The organism is Bacillus sp. AY2-1 (genome assembly GCF_008368965.1).
Lineage (GTDB): Bacteria > Bacillota > Bacilli > Bacillales > Bacillaceae_G > Bacillus_A > Bacillus_A thuringiensis_S.
This window is the reverse complement of sequence record NZ_QPEL01000043.1, coordinates 28,618-49,734: the sequence shown is the minus strand read 5'-3', so window position 1 is coordinate 49,734 and position 21,117 is coordinate 28,618. Positions and strand designations below refer to the sequence as shown.

Sequence of the window (21,117 nt, the reverse complement as noted above, 5' to 3'; positions counted from 1 at the left end):
TTAAATCTAGAAAGGTTGAACATTTACAATGATATTTTCATGAAATGAAAACAATTCACTATAAATTGCAAGATTACTTTTCATTCTCCAATTGATAGATTGCTCCTACCATATCTTTAAAAATAGGTGTGACTTTATTCACTTTGTTATCAGTCTCTAGATCAACAACAACTAAAGCATATCTTGGATTCTCATACGGAAAATAACCTGCAAACCAGCGATTCACCCTCGTCCCTTTCCCTGTTTGCGCTGTCCCGGATTTTCCAGCGACACTGAGCGGCAACGAGTGGAATGCCGTTCCTGTTCCTTTCTCCCTTGTTACAACGCCTCTTAATAACTCTTGTAATGTTTTCACTGTTTCATACGAAAGCTGTTTTCCATGTAACGTATGGTTCTCAAATGTAAAAAAATCCGCTCCATTTTTATATACTATTTTTTCAACAGCTTTCACTTCCATCTTTTTTCCATTCCTCGCAATCGTCGCCATCATATTAGCAATTGCTAGAGGTGATATACGTACATCTTTCTGTCCAATCGCTGTTTGCTCTACCGCTTTTTTACTATTTTTGTTTTCTTCATTCCCCCAAATAGTAGAGCCTTTTTCTTCTGGCATTTGCTCGAAATGAGGTGTATGAAATACAGAACCTTTCCATCCGACCTTTTCATTTGCTCCTAAAGCTGCTACGTATGTTTCTAGCACCGTCCTATCCTTTTGTAATAGCTCGTTACCTAACTCGGAAAATGTCCTGTTACAGCTCCTAGCAAAGCTCTCTTTGAAGTTAAGTGTACCCATCATAACTTGTGGGTCGTTTTCACCATATAAATCTTTATTACAATTAAATGTCCGATTAAACAAATTTACTTTTTGATCAATGACTGCAGCTGCAACTACTGTTTTAAAAACAGAGCCTGGAAAATGCGGCGTTAACATTTGATTTTCAAGTGTAGTCTCATATAAATTCTTATCTCTTACTTGTAAAGACGGCTTACTGACCATCGCTAATATTTCATTTGTCTTTACATCAAGTAATACTAATCCCCCCTTCTTTATTTCATTTGCTTCAATCACTTCTTCTGCTTTTTGCTGCAACCCTTTATGTAAAGTAGTTTGAATCCTAACTGGGTAAAATGGATTTCCTGGTGAAGTATATTTCGCTTGCTTTCCGAAAATTGGTTCTCCTTGCCGATCTACTTGATACAATACTTTTGCCTCTCCATCAGTCAATAAAAATTCATCAAATGATTGCTGTAATCCTGAAATACCTATCGGCGTTTGTTTTGAAATTTTTTTCACTTCTCCATATCGCTTTTGAAATTCTCTTTCGTTCTCCCCTACATCACCAATTAAATGATTTATCTCCCCAGTTTGTTTTAATCGCACTTCAGCTGCTACAATACCTAATACATGTAATTGATTCACCTTCTCCATCTGCTCTCGTGTCACTCGAAATGGAGCAGTTTCCCCTTGCAGTATAAATGCATTTTTTTTATTTTTCATTTGTCTTCTGATCTCTTGTCTCGACACACCAATGATATGCGTGATTTTCTCTAACATGTCATTTTTTATTTGTAAAAATGGAAAAACAATTAAAACAGGATACTTTTCCTCCCCTATTTCTTTACCATTACGATCTATAAACTGCCCACGTCCATCGTCTACTGCAATGGATTGCGTACGTTGCGTAACACTTTTTTCAATTAAATTTATTTTGCGATTAGTAAATGATTCTGTATCTATAATTTGGATTTGAATTAAACGACAAAGCAATAAAAACATAATGCCCATAAAACAAATTAAAACAATTGCAATTCTCCGTTTTATTTTCATAAAAAAACACCTCGTCTATTATAGTTTAGACGAGGTACTATTTTATTTATACAATCCCCAAAACAAAAACAGATATTATATAAGGTTATTATTGTTTCTTTGGCTTCTCTAAAAATTTCATAAGAAGCGATCTAAATTCAGTTTCATTCACTCCAGTGTTTTTAGCAACTTCAATTACAGTGGTTGTTACATTAGCCGCTATTTTTAAATAATCCTTACTAAGATTATCCATTTCATTTCTTTTTTCTTTTGCATTCTCAACTGTTACAGAATCAATACAAGTAATCATCTTATCTACAATATGTAAATAATTATTTTGTGCATCTATTATTTTTTGAATATCATCTTTATTACTTACTTTCGATTGTTTTAAATATGTATACGCTTGATTCACTTCATCTTTTAAAATTTTATCATTATTCTTCGCCTGTTCTTGTAACATATTCTTCATATCATCTATTGTTTTTTGATCCATCGAATCTCGCAATAAATAATCTGGATTTCCAATTGCGTAATCATACTTAATCGTTACATCTTGAAATATTTTCATAACAATAGCTAATTGATACGCTACATCAAAATCATTAAATTCCTTTTTATCTTTTGGATTTTCTAAGGCTTTTGAACTCTCAGTTGCTTTAATATCCTTTTTTTCTTCTTGCTTTACTTTTTCTCCCTTTGATGATGTAGTTTCTTCATTCGTTCCGCATGCAGCAAGTCCTAATATGGATATACTACACACCAATCCTGTAAAGATTTTATGTTTCATAATTAGCCCCTTTTCCCTTTTAAAACCTATATTCTCCAATTATGATATCAAAGCTTAAAGTGTTTTTTTGACATTTTTTGTCGAATTACTCTAAGGTTTACACAATTTTTTTCATTCTACAAAAAAAAAAGATTCTCCCGATAGGAGAATCTTTTTTTTATTTTACAGAGACAATCTCTACTTGCATTTCTCCGCCTGGTGTTTGGATTGTTACTTTCTCACCAATTTGCTTACCTAATAAGCTTTTTGCGATTGGAGAATCGTTAGAAATTCTTCCTTCAAATGGGTCAGCTTCCGCGCTACCTACGATTGTGTACGCTTCTTCATCTCCGTTTGGTAATTCTTTAAATGTTACTGTTTTACCTAATGTAACAACAGTAGATACTTCGCCATTATCTTTAATGATAACTGCGTTACGAATCATATTTTCTAATTGTGTAATACGTCCTTCTACGAACGCTTGCTCATCTTTTGCTGCATCGTACTCAGAGTTCTCAGAAAGGTCCCCGAAGCTACGTGCGATTTTAATACGTTCTACTACTTCTTTACGTCTTACTGTTTTTAATTGCTCAAGTTCGTTCTCTAGTTTTTGCTTACCCTCTTGTGTCATAGGGTATGTTTTTTCTGTTGACATATTTTCCACTCCTTTTATATACCAATCCCCCGAAAAAAAGAGGAGTTCCATATGAAAACTCCTCCGCTTCCATTGTTAGCGGAGGTTTCTAGTACCCTTGCACTAGCGGAGTTGTCACATACAACCCCGTATTTCCAATTCTTCTTTATATAAAGAAGATATGTATGGAAAGTTGATATAAATATGCCCTCACCTATATATAGATGAGGTTGCATGTTTCATTGTATTCGATGGGAAGGGAAAAAATCCCTTCCTACCGTATATCTTTTACTATGCTATTACAAATTTACTTTTTGTTCAAGAATTGTTGCAATTTTTGTCACCATAATATCAATTGCAACATGGTTTTGTCCACCTTCAGGGATAATAATATCCGCAAATTTCTTAGAAGGCTCAATAAATTGATTGTGCATTGGACGTACAACAGTTACGTACTGATCAATAACTGAATCCATCGTACGACCGCGCTCTTTAATATCACGCTGCATGCGGCGCAGAATACGAAGGTCAGCATCCGTATCAACGAATAATTTAATGTCCATTAACTCGCAAAGACGTGGGTCTTCTAAAATAAGAATTCCTTCTAAAATAATTACATCTTTCGGCTCAACTGGAATAATTTCTTCTGAACGTGTATGCAATGTATAGTCATATACAGGCTTATCAATTTGCTCATATGCAAGCAACTGCTGCAAATGTTCAATTAACAGATCATTATCAAACGCAAGCGGATGATCATAATTTGTTTTTAAACGCTCTTCCATTGGTAAATGGCTTTGATCTTTGTAATAATAATCTTGCTCTAAGATTAAAATAGAATGACCTTTAAAATGGTCAAAAATCGCTTTCGTTACACTCGTTTTACCTGATCCCGAACCACCAGCAATTCCAATTACAACAGGCTTATTCGTCCCCATTCGACTATCACTCTTTCTTATTGAAGTATGCTTTTGCGCATCATATTATTCACATACACTCGTTGATCCACTTTGAATTTCACGATTTGCAACGGATGTCTCGCTGCATCTAATTCGTTTCCATCCTCATCCCAAATTTTCTCCACCGTTTGCGTAAAGTTTTCTATTTCTGGTCCAAAGAACTCCACTTCATGTCCTGGTTTGAAATGATTACGTTGCTCAATCGTTACGATGCCCGTTTCTTCATTATAATCTAACACTAAACCAGCAAAATCATACGTTGTTTTCTTACTATGATTTCCAAACATTTGCTCTTGATGTCCTGGAACCCCTTCAAAGAATGCAGGAGCTGTATCACGATTTGCACATTTATCAAGCTCATCTAACCATTCTTGTTTAAACTCAAAGTTATCTGGATCCGCACAATAAGCATCAATTACTTTACGATATACAGTTGCTACAGTCGCTACGTAATGGATTGATTTCATACGTCCTTCTACCTTTAAGCTATCGATTCCAATTTCAATCATTTTCGGAATTGATAAAATTAAATTTAGATCTTTTGGACTCATCGCAAAGTGAGCATCTTCTTCTTGGAATAGAGGAAGCTCTTTTGCATCTTTATGTTGTGATACTGTTTGAACTAAATCATAATCCCAGCGGCAAGATTGGCAACAACCGCCACGATTAGAGTCACGCGCTGTCATATGGTTACTTAATGTACATCTTCCTGAATATGCGATACACATTGCACCATGGACGAATGCTTCAATTTCAATATCCACTTTTTCTTTGATTTCTTTCATTTCTTCATAGCTTGCTTCACGAGCTAATACAAGACGATGTAAACCCTCTTCTTTCCAATACTGTGCTGCTTTCCAGTTGGATAGTGATTGCTGTGTGCTTAAATGCACCTCAACAGAAGGCGCTACACGTTTACAAGTCTCAATGATAAGCGGATCAGCAACGATAATCCCCGTTACGCCAGCTTTTTCAATCCCTTTTAAATATTCCTCTAGCCCGTCCATATTTTCATTATGTGCAAAGATATTTGTTGTTACGTATATTTTTGCTCCATACTTCTTTGCAAACTCAACGCCTTCTGCCATTTCTTCTAGCGTAAAATTACCTGCATTCGAACGAAGACCAAATTCTTGTCCACCTAAATATACAGCATCTGCCCCGTAATGGATAGCTACTTTTAATTTTTCTAAGTTACCCGCAGGGATTAACAGTTCAGGTTTCTTCACAATAACACGTTTGCCATCGATCACTCGTGAAATTTCTTGTACAGTCATTTCCTACACCCTCCTCGTTTAGTAAACCGTTTCTTTAAAGAAGAATCCTGTGTCTAACGGACGATTTACTGGTTGCATTTCTTCTATTTCTTTATATAGAGCATCTTTCAAGTCATAATATGCATCACGATCTTCCACACATAAATCAATCGCTTGACGATATTTCTTCGTTACTTCAATAATGTATTCAGAGCTTTTTAGTACACCATCGATTTTTAAGCTGTCAACTTCAGCTTCGATTAGTTCCTCTAATTCATCGATGAAACAAATATCGTTCGGACTCATAATATGAGTACCATTTTCATCTTCATAAATTGGATATTTATTGTTACGCTCTGGGTCATATAAGAACATATTCTCTTCATATTTTTTCTTTTCAATGTCAAGATTACGTCCTTGATACTCAAAGTAATTTCCTACTAATGAACGCTTCGATTGGAACATACAAGTCATACCGTGAATTTGTACTTCTAGTTCCACTTCAGCATTTTCTTTTAAATCAACAATTTCATCTAAGCTCAGCTCACGAGCTAATACAGCGCGCTTCGCTCCTCTTTGTCCCCAGTAATTACAAGTGAACCAGTTTGTTGCTGTCGTTTCTGTATTCCAGTGCAACTGCATATTTGGCGCTACTTCGCGAATAGCCATTAATACTGCTGGATCTCCGAAAACAATTGCATCTACATTTACTTCATTTAAAAATGAAACGTAATCTGTTAATTCTTCTACTTTATCGTTGTGGAACATAGCGTTCATGGCTACGTATACTTTCACACCATTTTCATGTGCAATCTTCACAGTTTGTTTTACATCTTCACGTGAAAACTCCCCTGCTAAACGTAAACCAAACTTTTGCTCACCGATCATTACCGCATCTGCTCCTGCTTTCGCAAGAAGTTCGATATCCGCCACCGCTCTTGGCGTTACTAACAATTCAGGTTTCTTCATACCTTGGTCACCCTCTCTTTTTACTAACAGCTACTCCATCACCAATTGGGAAAATCGTTGTATCGTATCCTTCATGGTTCATAAGCCACTCATTGTACGTCTTAATACGACGGATTAAACCACGTGTACGTCTGTTTTCAATTTTCTCTTTTGTCGTTACAAGACCATGGTACATAACATTATCTGAAATAATTACGCCACCAGGATTTAATAACGGTTCATATAAGTCAAAAAAGCGACGATACTGTCCTTTTGCTGCATCAATAAAAATAACGTCAAATGTCCCGTGTTCTTTTACTTGTTCACCTGTCTCTAACGCATCACCGTAAATAACTGAAATACGATCTGTTACTGGGGAACGTTCTATATATTCAAGTGCTTTTTCATATCGCTCACGATTGCGCTCAACTGTCACAATACGTGAATTTGAAATAGCTTGCATCATACGAATACTAGAATAACCGATTGCTGTTCCAAGTTCTAAAATGCTTTTCGGTCCAATTAAACGTAAAAATTGCAGCATAAATTCCATTCCAAGTCGATCCATAATCGGCACATGATTTTCTGTTGCATATTCTTCCATTTCAAGAATTAATTTATCTTTCGGATCAATAAATGATAATAGGTACTCGTTAACTGCATCCTCCATAAATGGTCCTCCTTATTTACATGGAGAAGTGCCTCTATGACGTCTTTTCCCACATAGAATGCAATAAAAATACAAGCCAGTTTTACCCTTAGCTTGTACGTCCCGTTTTGATATTAAAAACGATTCTTCTGCCAGTTTTTAACCCGATATATTTTACCACAAAAAAGAGGGATGTGCGACTTTTTTCGCTATCCCTCCCCATTTCACTGTTTTTTCGTAATGTATTTTTGCTTTAATGCATTATGCTCTTCTAATGTTTTCGCATAGTACACTTCACCACTTGGTGCAGCTAAGAAATAATAATAATCTGTTTGCGCAGGTTCTAACGCAGCTTCCACTGAATGTTTACCAGAGTTTGCGATCGGCCCTACCGGCAATCCTTTTACAGCATACGTATTGTACGGTGAGTTGACCTTTAAATCTTCGTATAATACACGTTGTTTATGCTTTCCAAGTGCATATAATACCGTTGGATCCGTTTGAAGCGGCATACCTTTCTCTAAACGATTATAAAAGACACTAGAGATCTTTTGACGATCTGTAAAACCAGTTGCCTCTTCTTCAATAAGTGAAGATAATGTTAAAAGCTGATGAACATCCCAGTTCTTTGCTTTCATTTTTGCCTCATTTTGAACAATGATTGCATTTGTTTTCTCAAGCATCGGAATTACGATTTCTTCTAACGTCGTATCTTTCTTATAAAATGAATACGTCGCAGGATATAAATAACCTTCTAATGGGTATTTAATATTACTATCAAAGATTTTATCCGTTAATAACTTCGGATACTTTTGCTGCATTTTTTGAATAAATGCTTTATCGTTTAATTGACGCGTAACATCATCTTTATTCCACTTTAGTTCTGCCGCAATCGTTTCTGCAATTTCAGTTACTTGAGCTCCTTCTTTGATCGTCACTTTATAAAGAGCTGGACGATGCACGTTGCCAGATGACATTTGTTCGATAACATCTTTAGCATTCATCGAAGGATTTAATAAATATGTACCTGCTTGTAAACTTTTCGATTTAGCCTTTGTATAAAAACTAAAAACTGTACCGTTTTTCACAGCGCCTTTTTCTTCTAAAATTTCTCCAATTTTACTTGTAGATGATCCTTTCGGAATTTCTACTTCAATCTCTTTTTTATTCCCGCTATCAACTGGTCCTAATGCGGATGAAATATACGCATAGACTGAACCACAAACTAAAAGCAGTGCAATAATCGAAAATAAAAAGATGCGTCTACGCTTCTTTTTCACTTGATTCTCTATCAAAACTCTTCCTCCTTATTCAATTGTAGACCATATGTATATGTTTCTATACAGCATGATGGAAAGCCACAACAAATTCGCCTATCTTTTTTAGTATCCATTTTATTTTTCTACAATCCGTCTCATTATACTACAAAGGATTACACAGTTTCGACAAAAAATCTTTCATTTTACATATAAATACAAAAAAAAAGATGGACTGTATGTCGTCCATCTTTTCAGTACTTATTATTCAGCTTCTTGCTCATCAGCAAGAGTGTTGAACATTTCTTGTACCATTTCCCACTCTTCTTCAGATTCGATTGGAAGTAAACTTCCGCCCTCTTCTTCATTTTGCTCATAAGCCATTGCATCATAAATTTGGTCTCCATCTTCGTCTACTTCACCGATTGGAGAGAAGACTACGTATGATTTTTTACCAAATTTTTCAGCATCAAAAGTGAAAATAATTTCACATAAATGTTCGTTACCTTTTTCGTCTACAATTGTAATTTGATTTTCTTCCATTTTGGTCACCTCTTATTTACTATCTAAAAATCCTTGTAAGATTACGACTGCAGCCATCTTATCGATTACTTGTTTTCGCTTCTTACGGCTTACATCCGCTGAAATGAGTAGACGTTCCGCTGCCATCGTCGACAAACGCTCGTCCCACATTACAACGTCTAATTGTAACAGCTCTCGTAGGTTTTCTGCAAATTGTTGGCACGCTTCACCACGTGGGCCAATTGTACCATTCATATTTTTAGGTAAACCTACTACTATTTTGTCCACATTGTACTGCTTTACTAACTCAGAAATACGATCAAAACCAAAGTGACCTCGTTCTTCGTTAATCTTAATTGTTTCTAATCCTTGTGCTGTCCAGCCCATTTCGTCGCTCATTGCAACTCCGACTGTTTTTGTACCTACATCTAAACCTAATATCCGCATAAACTACTCCTCACGATGATGTTTCAAGTAAGACTTCACAAGCTCTTCAATGATCTCATCACGTTCAAGCTTACGAACGATGCTTCGTGCATCTTTATGGCGAGGTATGTATGCTGGGTCTCCACTTAATAAATAACCGACGATTTGGTTAATCGGATTATAGCCTTTTTCTTGAAGTGCATCATACACAGTTAAAAGTACATCATTTACATGGACACTCTGTTTTTCATCTTGAATGCTAAACTTCATTGTTTTATCAAAACCGTCCATTTCAAGCACCTCACTTATATAGTAAGTATAGGGAGAAGAACTTCTCCTCTCCCTACCATTGTACACTACTATCTCTTTATTTTGAAACAGATTTAACGTACTCTTGTACAAATCCTAAAGCTTCTTCGACTTGAGCTGGGTTTTTACCACCTGCTTGTGCCATATCAGGACGGCCACCACCGCCACCGCCGCAACGAGAAGCTACTTCTTTCACAAGTTTACCAGCATGGTAACCTTGGCTAATTAAGTCTTTCGTTACACCTGCTAGGATGTTTACTTTATCGTCATTAACAGACGCTAATACAACAACTGCTGACTCTAATTTATTTTTTAGATCATCCATCATCGTACGTAAGTTGTTCATATCTGCAACATTTACTTTCGCTGCTAATACATTCACACCATCAACTGTCATTACAGAATCAGTTAAGTTTCCAGCTTCAATATTGCTTAATTTCGCAGCAAGAGATTCGTTTTCTTTTTGAAGTTGTTTCACTTCAGCAAATAGACCATCAACTCTTGTTAAAATATCTTTCGGATTTGTTTTCATTTTTCCTGCTGCTTCTTTTAATAAACCTACTTGATCGTTCATTAATTCGTATGCAGACTTACCAGTTACCGCCTCAATACGACGAGTTCCTGCACCGATACCAGACTCAGCAACGATTTTGAAAATACCGATAGAAGCTGTATTATCAACGTGACAACCACCGCAAAGCTCTAAGCTGTAATCGCCAACTTGTACAACGCGTACAACATCTCCGTATTTTTCACCGAATAATGCCATTGCGCCCATTTCTTTTGCTTCTCCGATTGATTTTTGAGAAATCTCAACGTTAATACTTTCCCAAATTTTCTCGTTTACCATACGCTCAATTTTTTCTAATTCGTCAGCTTGCACTTGACCGAAGTGAGAGAAGTCAAAGCGTAGACGTTCAGAAGTTACAAGAGAACCTGCTTGATTAACATGCGTTCCAAGTACGTCTTTTAATGCTTGGTGTAGTAAGTGAGTTGCTGTATGATTTTTCACAACGCTACTACGGTTTTTCGTATCGATAACAGCTTTCACAGCTGCATCTTTCGTTAACGTGCCTTCTTCCACAGCTACTTTGTGTAAGTTTTGACCATTTGGTGCTTTTTGTACGTCTTTTACAAGAACTTTCACGCCGTCAGCAAGAAGGTAACCACGGTCAGCAATTTGTCCACCGCTCTCAGCGTAGAATGGTGTTACGTCAAGAATTAACTGTCCTTCTTCCCCTGCTTGTAAGCTATCTGTGTACTCACCGTTTTTCACAAGTGCAACAACGTTACTTTCCGTTGCAACTGTACCGTAACCAACGAACTCACTCGCTACTTTAACTTCTCCAAGTACACCGCCTTGAACTTGCATTGAGTCAACGTCTTGACGAGCAGCACGTGCACGCTCACGTTGTTTTTCCATTTCATTTTCGAAGCCTTCTTGGTCAACTGTCATACCAGCTTCTTCTGCATATTCTTCTGTTAATTCGATTGGGAAACCGTATGTGTCATATAGACGGAACGCATCTACTCCAGAAATAACAGTTGTTTTTTCTTCTTTTGCTTTTGCAATAACTTCAGCTAAAATTGCTTCACCATCATGAAGTGTTTCATGGAAACGCTCTTCTTCATTTTTCACAACTTTCGCAATGAAATCTTTCTTTTCAAGTACTTCTGGATAGAAGTCTTTCATTACTTCTCCAACAACCGGTACCAATTCAAACATGAATGGACGGTTAATGTTTAATTTCTTCGAATAACGAACAGCGCGGCGTAATAAGCGACGTAATACATAACCACGACCTTCGTTAGATGGAAGAGCACCGTCACCAACAGCGAATGTTACTGTACGGATATGGTCAGCAATTACTTTGAATGCCATATCTTTTTCTAAATCGCCATTACGATATTTCTCACCAGAAATTGATTCTGTTGCACCAATCATCGGCATGAATAGGTCTGTATCAAAGTTTGTAGGCACATCTTGAACGATAGATGTCATACGTTCTAGACCCATCCCTGTATCAATGTTTTTCTTAGGAAGTGGTGTATATGAACCGTCTGGATTATGGTTAAATTGAGAGAATACAAGGTTCCATACTTCTAAGTAACGCTCGTTTTCTCCGCCTGGATATAATTCTGGGTCACTAAAGTCATTACCGTAAGCTTCCCCGCGGTCATAGAAAATCTCTGTATTCGGTCCACTTGGTCCTTCACCAATATCCCAGAAGTTTTCTTCTAAGCGGATAATACGCTCTTTTGGAACGCCCATTTTTTCATTCCAAATTGTGAATGCTTCTTCATCTTCTGGATGGATTGTAACTGATAGTAATTCTTTATCGAATCCGATCCATTTGTCGCTCGTTAAGAATTCCCAAGCCCATGTAATTGCTTCTTCTTTGAAGTAATCACCGATTGAGAAGTTTCCTAACATTTCAAAGAATGTATGGTGACGAGCTGTTTTCCCTACGTTTTCAATATCGTTTGTACGAATTGATTTTTGAGCATTTGTAATACGTGGATTTTGTGGGATTACACGTCCATCAAAATATTTTTTTAATGTAGCTACACCACTATTAATCCATAGAAGAGATGGATCTTCATGTGGAACTAGTGATGCACTAGGTTCTACTGCATGTCCTTTTTCTTGGAAAAAGTCTAAAAACATTTGACGAATTTGTGCGCCTGTTAGTTGTTTCATTGTATTTTCCTCCTTAAATATAAAAAACTCCCGTCCCTATAAAAGGGACGAGAGTTAACTCGCGATACCACCCTAATTATGAATTGATTACAATAACAATCAATTCATCACCTCATGGTGCCGTAACGTGGCAAGACGGCAGTGATTAGCTGCTCTCAGGATTAGCTTTCTGTTACCCTTCATTTAAAGCTTCTTTCAGCCATATGGAAGCTTCTCTCTATAAATGGACTGTAACGTACTTGTTCCGTCATTGATTTAATGTATTATATGACTAAATATAATAGAATTCTCTTAAGTTTGTCAATGTAGATAATCATTTATATTGTATTAATTGCTTATTTATCATAGGTATTCTACTATTCATTCTTAACAGCCTTTTCATATATTATGCGTTTATTAACAAATCGGAATCTCCTTACAAGAATAATTTATAAAAAATTATAAATATTACCTTTTTTGCTATAATTAAATTATTGTTAATAAAATAAAGAAGCGATCACAATGACAACCTTACTTAGCAAAGCTAAAAACATATTAGCGACTAACGAAACAATATTACTTTACGCAGCATGTTCATTAGACATATTTATTTATCGTTCCGTCGCGAGACTAGGCCTATTGATTTTAACGAACAAAAGGCTATTCTTTTATGGACCAGATGTAAGTAACAATCCAATATTTGAAGAGTACTCTTTCGCAAAAATTTCTAATCTAAAAGAACAAAAGCGTCTTTTCAACAATCAAATTGTATTTATATATGATAACGAATGGAAAAAAATAAAACATATTCAAACAAATGATGTGAGCTCCCTCGTTCAAAAGATACACGAGCAGATTTCTAAATAAATATACGATTAGCCCTCTATTTCTTACATAGAGGGCTTCTATACTTACACATCTTCTTTTTTCAAGAGAGGCTTCACATGAACAATGACGGTGCGAATAACTGCTAAGATGGGAACCGATATTAGTAACCCTACAATACCAGCTACTTCCCCTCCAACTAGTAATGCAAGCATAATAATAACGGGATGCATACGAAGTGACTTACCAACAATGTAAGGCGATAAAATGTTACTTTCCACAAATTGCAAAATAGCAATCGTAATACCCGCCTTAATAAGTAAGCTCGTTGATACTGTTGCTGCAATCATTAACGTCGGGATCGCTCCTAAAATAGGGCCGAAGTACGGGATTATATCCGTTACCCCAATAATAATACCAAGCAATAATGGATATTTCATACCGATAAACCAAAAAGAAAGAGCTGATACTCCCCCTAATACCAAACAAACAAATAACTGTCCTCGAATATAACTTCCAAGTGACTTATCAATTTCTTTCGCAAGCATTTGCCCCGTACCTCGCCATTTACTTGGGACTAGTTTCCAAAAGATATGATAAAACTCACCATAATCTTTTAATATGTAAAATACAATGAACGGTATTAAGAAAATAATGAGCAATGAATCGAGTACACCACGAGCTGTACTCATCACTTTATTTAAAAGCGCTTGAATCTTCGTTTCCACACCCACAAAAAGTTGTTTCACCTTTTCATGAATGAACGAAGGGAAATTCGCTGTTTGTTCTGTAACGCCATCCATCCACGAATCGTACATCTTTGTAAACTGCGGAAATTGTTCATTAATCTCTTGTAACTGTTTAATAACGACTGGCGTTCCTTTATAAATCCCATAACCAATTCCGCCAAAGAAAAGGATATAAATAAGCAAAATGGCAAGTGTACGGGGCATCCCTTCCTTATGGATTTTTTCAATTAAAGGGTGCAATAAATACGCAATAAAACAAGCGATAAGAAATGGCGTGATTGCTACTTTAAATACAAAAATAATCGGTGCCCATAGTGGCTTAATTTTTAAAAAGACGAGCAAACAAAGAAAAACAAGTAATAATAATCCTAAACGATATATCCAAATGATTTTAAGATTCTTCACATGAAAAACCTCCTCCACCTTTATTTTGAAAATAAATGGGGTAGGTTATGTGCGAAACTTTTAAAATCTTTTCATACGGACCATACTGTTTTTTAAAGACGTACATATAAATAACATAACAAGGACAACCACCCCTGAGAATACAGCATGAATTAATATAATCAGGAGGGCTAATTATGGTTTTGTTTATGCTTGGATTATCAGCACTTTTTATGATTCTTGAATGGATTTGTATCGGGTTTGGTATTTGGAAGGGGTTCTTTATTCGTTCCTCACGTAAAGAAAAAGCGAAGCAATTATGGCAGTATGGAATACTCGGCGTTGGCTGCTACGGTCTATCTTATCTTTTCTCAGAAATCGGACTTTTTTATTTGCATATGAGCGCATAAAAAAACTCCCTCGTCAATAAGGGAGTTTTTCACTTTATCGAAATGATTATAAGTAAGACTTAATCATCTTACGTGCTTTTTTCATATTGCGTTTTGAAAATACATCTTGCTTACGAGCATATTGATATGCTGCAGCTCCAACACCTAATGCGATTAATGAATTGCGTAGATTCAAAGTAAATCCCCCTTTTCGTTATCCGATCGTTCTTTCATTCTCATCAAATAAATCATCAAGAGAGCTTAATGAACCATCTTCCTCAACTTGATGCGTATGGATTTTCCCCTTTGAAACCGATAATTCGATATAACAATTCCAGCAATAAAATTGGTTGACACCTATTTTTCCAATGTCTTTCCCTTTGCAATTTGGACAAATGAACATATGGCTTTCATCTCCTTACAGACTCCCAGATTCTATTCGCCATTATGTCCAAACTGCATTCGTTTATACATCGCTGGAGCCTTTCAACGCTATGCGTTTGAAAGTTTCACTATATAATTTCACCTTGTTACATGAAATCATACGGTGAAATGTTTTCCACGTCCATTTCTTCGCCATTAACTGTGACCATCTGTACTTCTCCTTGTGATTCCAGCAAGCGACTAGCCAAAGTTGTTTGACGCATTGCATCATCAAGGCGATTTACACCAGATTTGAAAGCTGCTTCCTCCCCGCAAATAATAAGGAACTTCTTACTTCTTGTAATGCCCGTGTAAATTAAATTACGACGTAACATACGGTTGTAACTTTTCACGATCGGCATAATAACAATCGGAAATTCACTACCTTGTGATTTATGAATGGAACAACAATATGCATGCGTAATTTGATTTAAATCGGGCTTTGTATACGTTACCTCAATTCCATCAAATGAAACGATAATCATATCTTGTTGCTCAACGTTTTCTTTCGCATAAAACACCGAAACAATTTCACCAATATCACCATTAAACACCTGGCTCTCTGGCTGATTAACGAGTTGCAGTACTTTATCGCCTCTTCGGTATACAACATCACCGTAAGCAATTTCTTTACTCTTTTCCCTCTTCGGATTAAATACTTGTTGCAATGCTTCGTTTAATACATTAATACCAGCAGGCCCGCGGTACATCGGCGCTAATACTTGGACATCCCTTGCACTAAATCCTTTTGTTTTAGCATTTTCGCAAACTTTTTTCACAACCTCAACAATTTGAGCCCCTGTACAGCTGATAAATGAACGATCTTTTTTATTTTGTGCTAAATCTGGCGGGAGCGTGCCGTCTTTGATTGCATGGGCAAGTTGAATAACAGATGAGCCTTCTGCTTGACGATAAATTTCAGTAAGCTTCACTGTCGGAACTGCGCCTGCATTTAATAAATCTTTTAATACTTGTCCAGGTCCTACAGATGGCAACTGATCTTCATCACCTACAACGATAACTTGAATGTTCGTCGGTAGCGACTTAAATAGCTGATTCGCAAGCCAAATATCAACCATTGAAAATTCATCAATAATAAGGAGCTTACCTTGGACAGGATCCGTTTCATTACGCTGGAAAGATCCTTCTGGCGTCCAGCCAAGCAAACGGTGAATTGTGCAAGCTGGAAGTCCTGTCGATTCACTCATCCGCTTCGCTGCTCTTCCTGTTGGAGCTGTTAATAGTATTGGAAATGGATTATCATCACTGTATTCATTCGGATTTAACGATAATCCGTGAAGTGACGCATACATTTCAACAATCCCTTTAATAACAGTTGTTTTCCCCGTTCCTGGTCCACCTGTTAATAACATCATTGGCTTATGAAGTGCCGTTTGAATCGCTTCTTGCTGAAACGGTGCATACTGCACGTTTAACTGTTCTTCAATTTCACCTAATGTTTTTAACACTTCTGCTTCAGGAAATGAAGGTGTTTCCTCTTGATTCATCAATCGACGAATAGACTTTACAACACCTTTTTCAGAGTAGAATAAAGTTGCTAAATACACTCGTTCTTCTTCTATGATGACTTTCCCTTCACTTTGCATCGTTTCAATACAACCTATAATATCATCCTCAGTCACTCTTCCTTCTTGATTGTTTAAAAGTGACATCGTTTCTCTTACAAGTTGATCTTTCCTCATATAAACGTGACCAAGTTGCAATGAGACATTCTCTAATGTGTAAAAACATCCCGCTCGTACACGGTCGTCGTGATTACCCGATATTCCTAACGCACGCCCTATATCATCCGCTCGTCCAAAACCAATCCCGTCCACTTCTTCAATAAGTTGATACGGATTATTACGAATCACTTCTAATGTCATCTCTTTATATTGCTGGTAAATCTTAATAGAAAGTTTCGTTCCAAAACCGTAACCATTTAAAAAGCTCATTACTTTCTCTAATCCTTGATGTTCAACAATTGTCTCATATATTTCCTGAGCCTTTTGTTTGTTAACAACACCATTTAACGCCTCAGGGTCATCCATAATTTTAGAAATAGCATGTTCCCCGAGATGATCCACAATTTTTTCCGCTGTACGCTTTCCTATCCCTTTAAATAAATCACTCGCTAAATATTGCACCATACCTGCTTTTGTTTGCGGCAATTCTTTTTTAAATGTTTCAACCATATATTGTTTTCCATACTTTGGATGGTCCTTAAAGTGACCTGTCAATGTAAACACTTCATCTTCATGCATGCGGGGAAAATGACCGTTTATCATTACTTTCTTTTCGTCATATGTTTCATTCGTTTCAATGACTTTCATACTGACAACGGAATAGAGGTTTTCTTCGTTGTGGAAAATGGTATGAAGAACTTGCGCTTTTATAAACTTTTTCTCTTCCTCAAACAAATCCATTGCATGTTGATTTCCCATCTTTCCTCTCCTTTCCGATATTTTCACTTTAATGAGCAGTACATCCCCCACCTCTTTAGATGAGGGATAACTACCCATTAAACTATATTTTTATCTTATTCAGCTTCTTGCTCTAATAAACGAACGCCATTACCCGCTAAAAAGTGATCTGGCTGAATTTCAGTTGCTTTCTTAAATAAAGCGAGAGCCTTCTCATTATTTTCCTCAAATACGTACGCAACACCTAAATTGTAATACGCATCTGCATGCTCTTCATCCATTTCTAATACCTTTTCAAAATAAGGTTTCGCCTCTTGAATGTGTTCTAGTCGAGCGAAGCAAAGTCCGCACTGGAATACAGCTTCCACATCGTTTTCATCTAATTCTGTTGCTCTTTGTAAGAATGGTAGTGCAAGACGATCATTTCCAAGCTGTACATGTGTGATACCTAACATAAATGTTACATCAGCTGATTGTAATCCAGCTTGCATTGCTTGTTCAAATACAGCTTTCGCCTCAGTAAATTGCTCTTGGCCATAATATACATTTCCTAAACCATAATAGGCAGCTGCAGATTTATCATCTAACTCTAGTGCACGTTTATAAAATAAAATCGCTCGTTCGCTATCACCTAATACGTCTAATAAATTTGCAAAATTAATGTATCCAAGCGCATCTTTCGGATTTTCTTCGATTGCTTCTGTAAAATTTTTAGCTGCTTCTTCCCAATTTCCTTCTTGCATATATTGAATACCTGTTTCAAGTTTGTTTGACATGTCCTTCACCTCTACAACAAATTATAACAAAGAATGTATTTTCCAAGCGAACGAAAATTCGCTTTATGTAAAAGAAACCTCTAACCGCTAATCGGCAGAGGCTTCTCATTTATCCTAAATAATCCAATTTCTTACCACTACGGTATACTTCATCAATTGTAGCACCGCCTAAGCACTCATCTCCATCATAGAACACAACTGCTTGTCCTGGTGTAATTGCACGAATTGGCTCATCACAAAGAATACGAACTGTATTTTCATCAACGATTTGAACCGTTACTTTATTGTCTTCTTGACGATAACGGAATTTCGCCGTGCACTTAAATTCTGTTTCTTTTACTTTGTTACTTACCCATCCTACATTCGTAGCAATAACTTCATCACCATATAGAAGTTCGTTATGGAATCCTTGATCAACATATAAAATGTTTTCTTTCAAGTTTTTCCCAACAGCAAACCACGGATCACCGTTACCACCAATTCCAAGTCCATGACGTTGTCCAATTGTATAGTACATTAAACCGTCATGCTTTCCTTTCACTTCACCAGATAATGTTTGCATTACACCTGGTTGCGCTGGTAAGTAGTTACTTAAAAAACCTTTAAAGTTACGCTCACCAATGAAGCAAATACCTGTACTATCTTTTTTCGCCGCTGTCGCTAAGCCAGCTTCTTTCGCCATTTCACGAATTTGCGGTTTCTTTAATTCACCTAACGGGAACATTGTTTTTGATAATTGCTCTTGGCTTAATTGATTTAAGAAGTATGTTTGATCTTTATTGTCATCAACGCCGCGAAGCATTTTATATTCGCCGTCCATATAAGCAACGCGTGCATAATGGCCTGTTGCTACATAATCAGCACCAAGCGCAATTGCATGCTCTAAAAATGCTTTAAATTTAATTTCTTTATTACACATTACATCTGGATTTGGTGTACGACCAGCTCGGTACTCATCTAAGAAGTACGTAAATACTTTATCCCAGTATTGTTTTTCAAAGTTTACTGCATAATACGGAATACCGATTTGGTTACACACTTCAATTACATCATTGTAATCTTCAGTTGCTGTGCAGACACCATTCTCATCTGTATCATCCCAGTTTTTCATAAAAATTCCGATTACATCATAACCTTGCTCTTTTAATAAAAGTGCTGCTACAGATGAATCGACGCCACCGGACATTCCGATGACAACGCGTGTTTCGTGAGGTAGTTTGTTCATCATGTCACCTCCCATGCTAATTTTGTGTTAATCGCTTCACGATTTTCACTGTTTCGTACGCCGCTTTTTCAATTTGCTCTTTCGTATTTCCAAGCCCAAAACTAAAGCGTACGGATGAACGTATTTGATCGGAGTCTTTTCCAAACATCCCTACTAATACATGTGATGGATCAATCGAACCAGCTGTACAAGCAGAACCACTTGATACTGCAATGCCAGCTAGGTCTAAGTTCACAAGAAACGGTTCAATGTTCATTCCTGTAAAACTTACATTAAGCACATGCGGTAAGCGATGTTCTAAGTTTCCGTTTACCTCGAAAGTAATGCCTTCATTTTTGAAGACAGATACCATTATATCTTTAAACTCTTCATATTGGGCATTTTTTTGCTCACGAGTTTTTTCAGCAATAAGAATTGCATGCTGAAGCCCAGCAATACTAGGCACATTTTCCGTACCAGCACGGCGTTTTCTTTCTTGCTCTCCGCCTATTAATAACGGCTCAAATTTCACATTTGCACCAGCGTATAAGAACCCTACACCTTTTGGTCCGTTAATTTTATGGGCTGAAATGGATAATAAATCAATACCAAACTCTTTCACATCAATTTCTACCAAACCATAAGCTTGTACCGCATCTGTATGGAAATAAGCTTGATGCTCCTTTAGTAGCTTTCCTATTTCTACAATTGGTTGCATTGTCCCTACTTCATTATTCCCAAACATAACAGATACAAGAATCGTCTCTTCGGTTAATGCCTTTTGTATGTCAGAAACTTGAATGCGCCCTGTTTCATCGACAGGTAAATATGTCACTTCAAACCCTTCACGCTCTAACAATTCGCACGTATGCAAAATCGCATGATGTTCAATTTGCGTCGTTATAATGTGGTTACCTTTATGACGGTTCGCACGTGCTACACCTATAAGCGCTAAATTATCAGCTTCTGTACCACCGCTCGTAAATATAATTTCATTCGGATTCGCATGAATACTGCGTGCACACACTCGTCTCGCCTCATCTACTGTGTGACGAGTTTGACGTCCATAAAAGTGAATACTAGACGGGTTCCCGAATATTTCTGTCATATATGGAATCATCTTTTCGACCACTTCTGGGTGAGTCGGAGATGTCGCAGCATGATCTAAGTAAATGCGTTCCATTAAATCTCCTTCTTTCCAAATCGTTTCACAAGGAATTAAATGTAAAACATATAGCCCCCGTGATTTTCTTCCTCATAACGTACTAAATCTTCTAACGTTGTACTATCTAACACTTCTTGCACCGCATCACGAACACGCATCCATAACTGGCGCTGTGCTGGCTCTTCTTCTTCTATCATTTCTACAACACTAATCGGTCCCTCTAATACACGGATCACATCCCCAGCTGTAATGTTAGCTGGTTGATCAGATAATACATATCCGCCATATGCACCTCGCGTACTCTTCACTAGACGAGCGTTACGAAGTGGTGAAATTAATTGCTCTAAGTAATGCTCCGATAAGTCATGCGCCTGCGCAATTGATTTTAATGAAATCGGACCTTCACCAAACTTTTTTGCAAGATCGATCATAATTGTTAAGCCATAGCGGCCCTTTGTTGAAATCTTCATCTATTTTGCACCTCTTTTCAAATTTTCACTTCTATTGGTTATATCTTATTTATAAAAAGAACACAATTTAAAATCCTATGAAATTATAGCATAA

22 protein-coding genes and 1 other annotated feature are annotated in these 21,117 nt (G+C 36.8%); of the genes, 2 read left to right on the top strand and 20 right to left on the bottom strand.

Translation table 11 applies throughout. The annotated features are described in order from the left end of the window. Positions 1–73: 73 nt before the first annotated feature. The 12 genes from DN403_RS11570 to alaS all read right to left on the bottom strand — a co-directional run bounded on the left by DN403_RS11570 (position 74) and on the right by alaS (position 12,236). Entirely contained in the window at positions 74–1,828 is a 1,755-nt protein-coding gene (locus tag DN403_RS11570) for a peptidoglycan D,D-transpeptidase FtsI family protein (RefSeq protein ID WP_149185482.1), read from the bottom strand. Positions 1,829–1,916: 88 nt separating this feature from the next. Then, positions 1,917–2,597: a hypothetical protein gene (locus DN403_RS11565; protein WP_000680875.1), complete on the bottom strand. Its 681-nt coding sequence runs from the start codon at positions 2,595–2,597 to the stop codon at positions 1,917–1,919. Positions 2,598–2,754: 157 nt separating this feature from the next. Further along, positions 2,755–3,231 carry a transcription elongation factor GreA gene (greA, locus tag DN403_RS11560; protein WP_014894880.1) on the bottom strand — a complete coding sequence of 159 codons (477 nt, stop codon included), beginning with the start codon at positions 3,229–3,231 and terminating at the stop codon, positions 2,755–2,757. Between the two features lie 278 nt (positions 3,232–3,509). Beyond that, positions 3,510–4,148, bottom strand: coding sequence for a uridine kinase (gene udk / locus DN403_RS11555; RefSeq protein WP_000537080.1), 639 nt, complete (start codon positions 4,146–4,148; stop codon positions 3,510–3,512). A 17-nt stretch (positions 4,149–4,165) separates the two neighbouring features. Further along, on the bottom strand, positions 4,166–5,446 hold the full coding sequence (locus DN403_RS11550) for a peptidase U32 family protein (RefSeq protein WP_000217970.1): 1,281 nt from the start codon (positions 5,444–5,446) through the stop codon (positions 4,166–4,168). 18 nt (positions 5,447–5,464) lie between these two features. Beyond that, positions 5,465–6,394, bottom strand: a complete 930-nt coding sequence (locus DN403_RS11545) for a peptidase U32 family protein (protein ID WP_149185481.1) — start codon at positions 6,392–6,394, stop codon at positions 5,465–5,467. A gap of 7 nt (positions 6,395–6,401) precedes the next feature. After that, positions 6,402–7,043 carry an O-methyltransferase gene (locus tag DN403_RS11540; protein WP_000389103.1) on the bottom strand — a complete coding sequence of 214 codons (642 nt, stop codon included), beginning with the start codon at positions 7,041–7,043 and terminating at the stop codon, positions 6,402–6,404. A 203-nt stretch (positions 7,044–7,246) separates the two neighbouring features. Beyond that, on the bottom strand, positions 7,247–8,317 hold the full coding sequence (gene mltG / locus DN403_RS11535) for an endolytic transglycosylase MltG (protein WP_149185480.1): 1,071 nt from the start codon (positions 8,315–8,317) through the stop codon (positions 7,247–7,249). 225 nt (positions 8,318–8,542) lie between these two features. Then, positions 8,543–8,821: a DUF1292 domain-containing protein gene (locus tag DN403_RS11530; protein WP_000392246.1), complete on the bottom strand. Its 279-nt coding sequence runs from the start codon at positions 8,819–8,821 to the stop codon at positions 8,543–8,545. A 12-nt stretch (positions 8,822–8,833) separates the two neighbouring features. Continuing rightward, the gene (ruvX, locus tag DN403_RS11525) at positions 8,834–9,247 is read right to left on the bottom strand and encodes a Holliday junction resolvase RuvX (RefSeq protein WP_001221202.1); all 414 of its coding nucleotides are present in this window, start codon (positions 9,245–9,247) and stop codon (positions 8,834–8,836) included. Between the two features lie 3 nt (positions 9,248–9,250). Continuing rightward, complete coding sequence (locus DN403_RS11520; RefSeq protein ID WP_000348591.1) at positions 9,251–9,517, bottom strand: IreB family regulatory phosphoprotein; 267 nt, start codon at positions 9,515–9,517, stop codon at positions 9,251–9,253. 76 nt (positions 9,518–9,593) lie between these two features. After that, on the bottom strand, positions 9,594–12,236 hold the full coding sequence (gene alaS / locus DN403_RS11515) for an alanine--tRNA ligase (protein ID WP_149185479.1): 2,643 nt from the start codon (positions 12,234–12,236) through the stop codon (positions 9,594–9,596). A 40-nt stretch (positions 12,237–12,276) separates the two neighbouring features. Beyond that, positions 12,277–12,496, bottom strand: a binding site (T-box leader). 241 nt (positions 12,497–12,737) lie between these two features. Here alaS and DN403_RS11510 point away from each other — a divergent pair. Further along, entirely contained in the window at positions 12,738–13,082 is a 345-nt protein-coding gene (locus tag DN403_RS11510) for a PH domain-containing protein (RefSeq protein WP_149185478.1), read from the top strand. A 44-nt stretch (positions 13,083–13,126) separates the two neighbouring features. Here DN403_RS11510 and DN403_RS11505 read toward each other — a convergent pair whose 3' ends face one another. Beyond that, on the bottom strand, positions 13,127–14,194 hold the full coding sequence (locus tag DN403_RS11505) for an AI-2E family transporter (RefSeq protein ID WP_000793127.1): 1,068 nt from the start codon (positions 14,192–14,194) through the stop codon (positions 13,127–13,129). Between the two features lie 176 nt (positions 14,195–14,370). Here DN403_RS11505 and DN403_RS11500 point away from each other — a divergent pair, with 176 nt between their 5' ends. Continuing rightward, on the top strand, positions 14,371–14,583 hold the full coding sequence (locus tag DN403_RS11500; RefSeq protein WP_000242539.1) for a hypothetical protein: 213 nt from the start codon (positions 14,371–14,373) through the stop codon (positions 14,581–14,583). Between the two features lie 46 nt (positions 14,584–14,629). Here DN403_RS11500 and DN403_RS11495 read toward each other — a convergent pair whose 3' ends face one another. The 7 genes from DN403_RS11495 to cymR all read right to left on the bottom strand — a co-directional run bounded on the left by DN403_RS11495 (position 14,630) and on the right by cymR (position 21,023). Further along, positions 14,630–14,758 carry a YrzQ family protein gene (locus DN403_RS11495; protein ID WP_001053553.1) on the bottom strand — a complete coding sequence of 43 codons (129 nt, stop codon included), beginning with the start codon at positions 14,756–14,758 and terminating at the stop codon, positions 14,630–14,632. Positions 14,759–14,776: 18 nt separating this feature from the next. Next, a complete protein-coding gene (locus tag DN403_RS11490) occupies positions 14,777–14,965 on the bottom strand; it encodes a hypothetical protein (protein WP_000469281.1) in 189 nt (62 codons plus the stop codon). 127 nt (positions 14,966–15,092) lie between these two features. Continuing rightward, positions 15,093–17,429 (bottom strand): SF1B family DNA helicase RecD2, encoded by a 2,337-nt coding sequence (recD2, locus tag DN403_RS11485; protein ID WP_149185477.1) that lies wholly within the window; start codon positions 17,427–17,429, stop codon positions 15,093–15,095. 95 nt (positions 17,430–17,524) lie between these two features. After that, entirely contained in the window at positions 17,525–18,184 is a 660-nt protein-coding gene (locus tag DN403_RS11480) for a tetratricopeptide repeat protein (protein WP_000066406.1), read from the bottom strand. A gap of 109 nt (positions 18,185–18,293) precedes the next feature. Further along, positions 18,294–19,409 (bottom strand): tRNA 2-thiouridine(34) synthase MnmA, encoded by a 1,116-nt coding sequence (gene mnmA / locus DN403_RS11475; protein ID WP_149185476.1) that lies wholly within the window; start codon positions 19,407–19,409, stop codon positions 18,294–18,296. 16 nt (positions 19,410–19,425) lie between these two features. Next, the gene (locus DN403_RS11470) at positions 19,426–20,571 is read right to left on the bottom strand and encodes a cysteine desulfurase family protein (RefSeq protein WP_149185475.1); all 1,146 of its coding nucleotides are present in this window, start codon (positions 20,569–20,571) and stop codon (positions 19,426–19,428) included. Positions 20,572–20,606: 35 nt separating this feature from the next. Then, on the bottom strand, positions 20,607–21,023 hold the full coding sequence (gene cymR / locus DN403_RS11465) for a cysteine metabolism transcriptional regulator CymR (protein WP_000704116.1): 417 nt from the start codon (positions 21,021–21,023) through the stop codon (positions 20,607–20,609). Positions 21,024–21,117 lie beyond the last annotated feature (94 nt).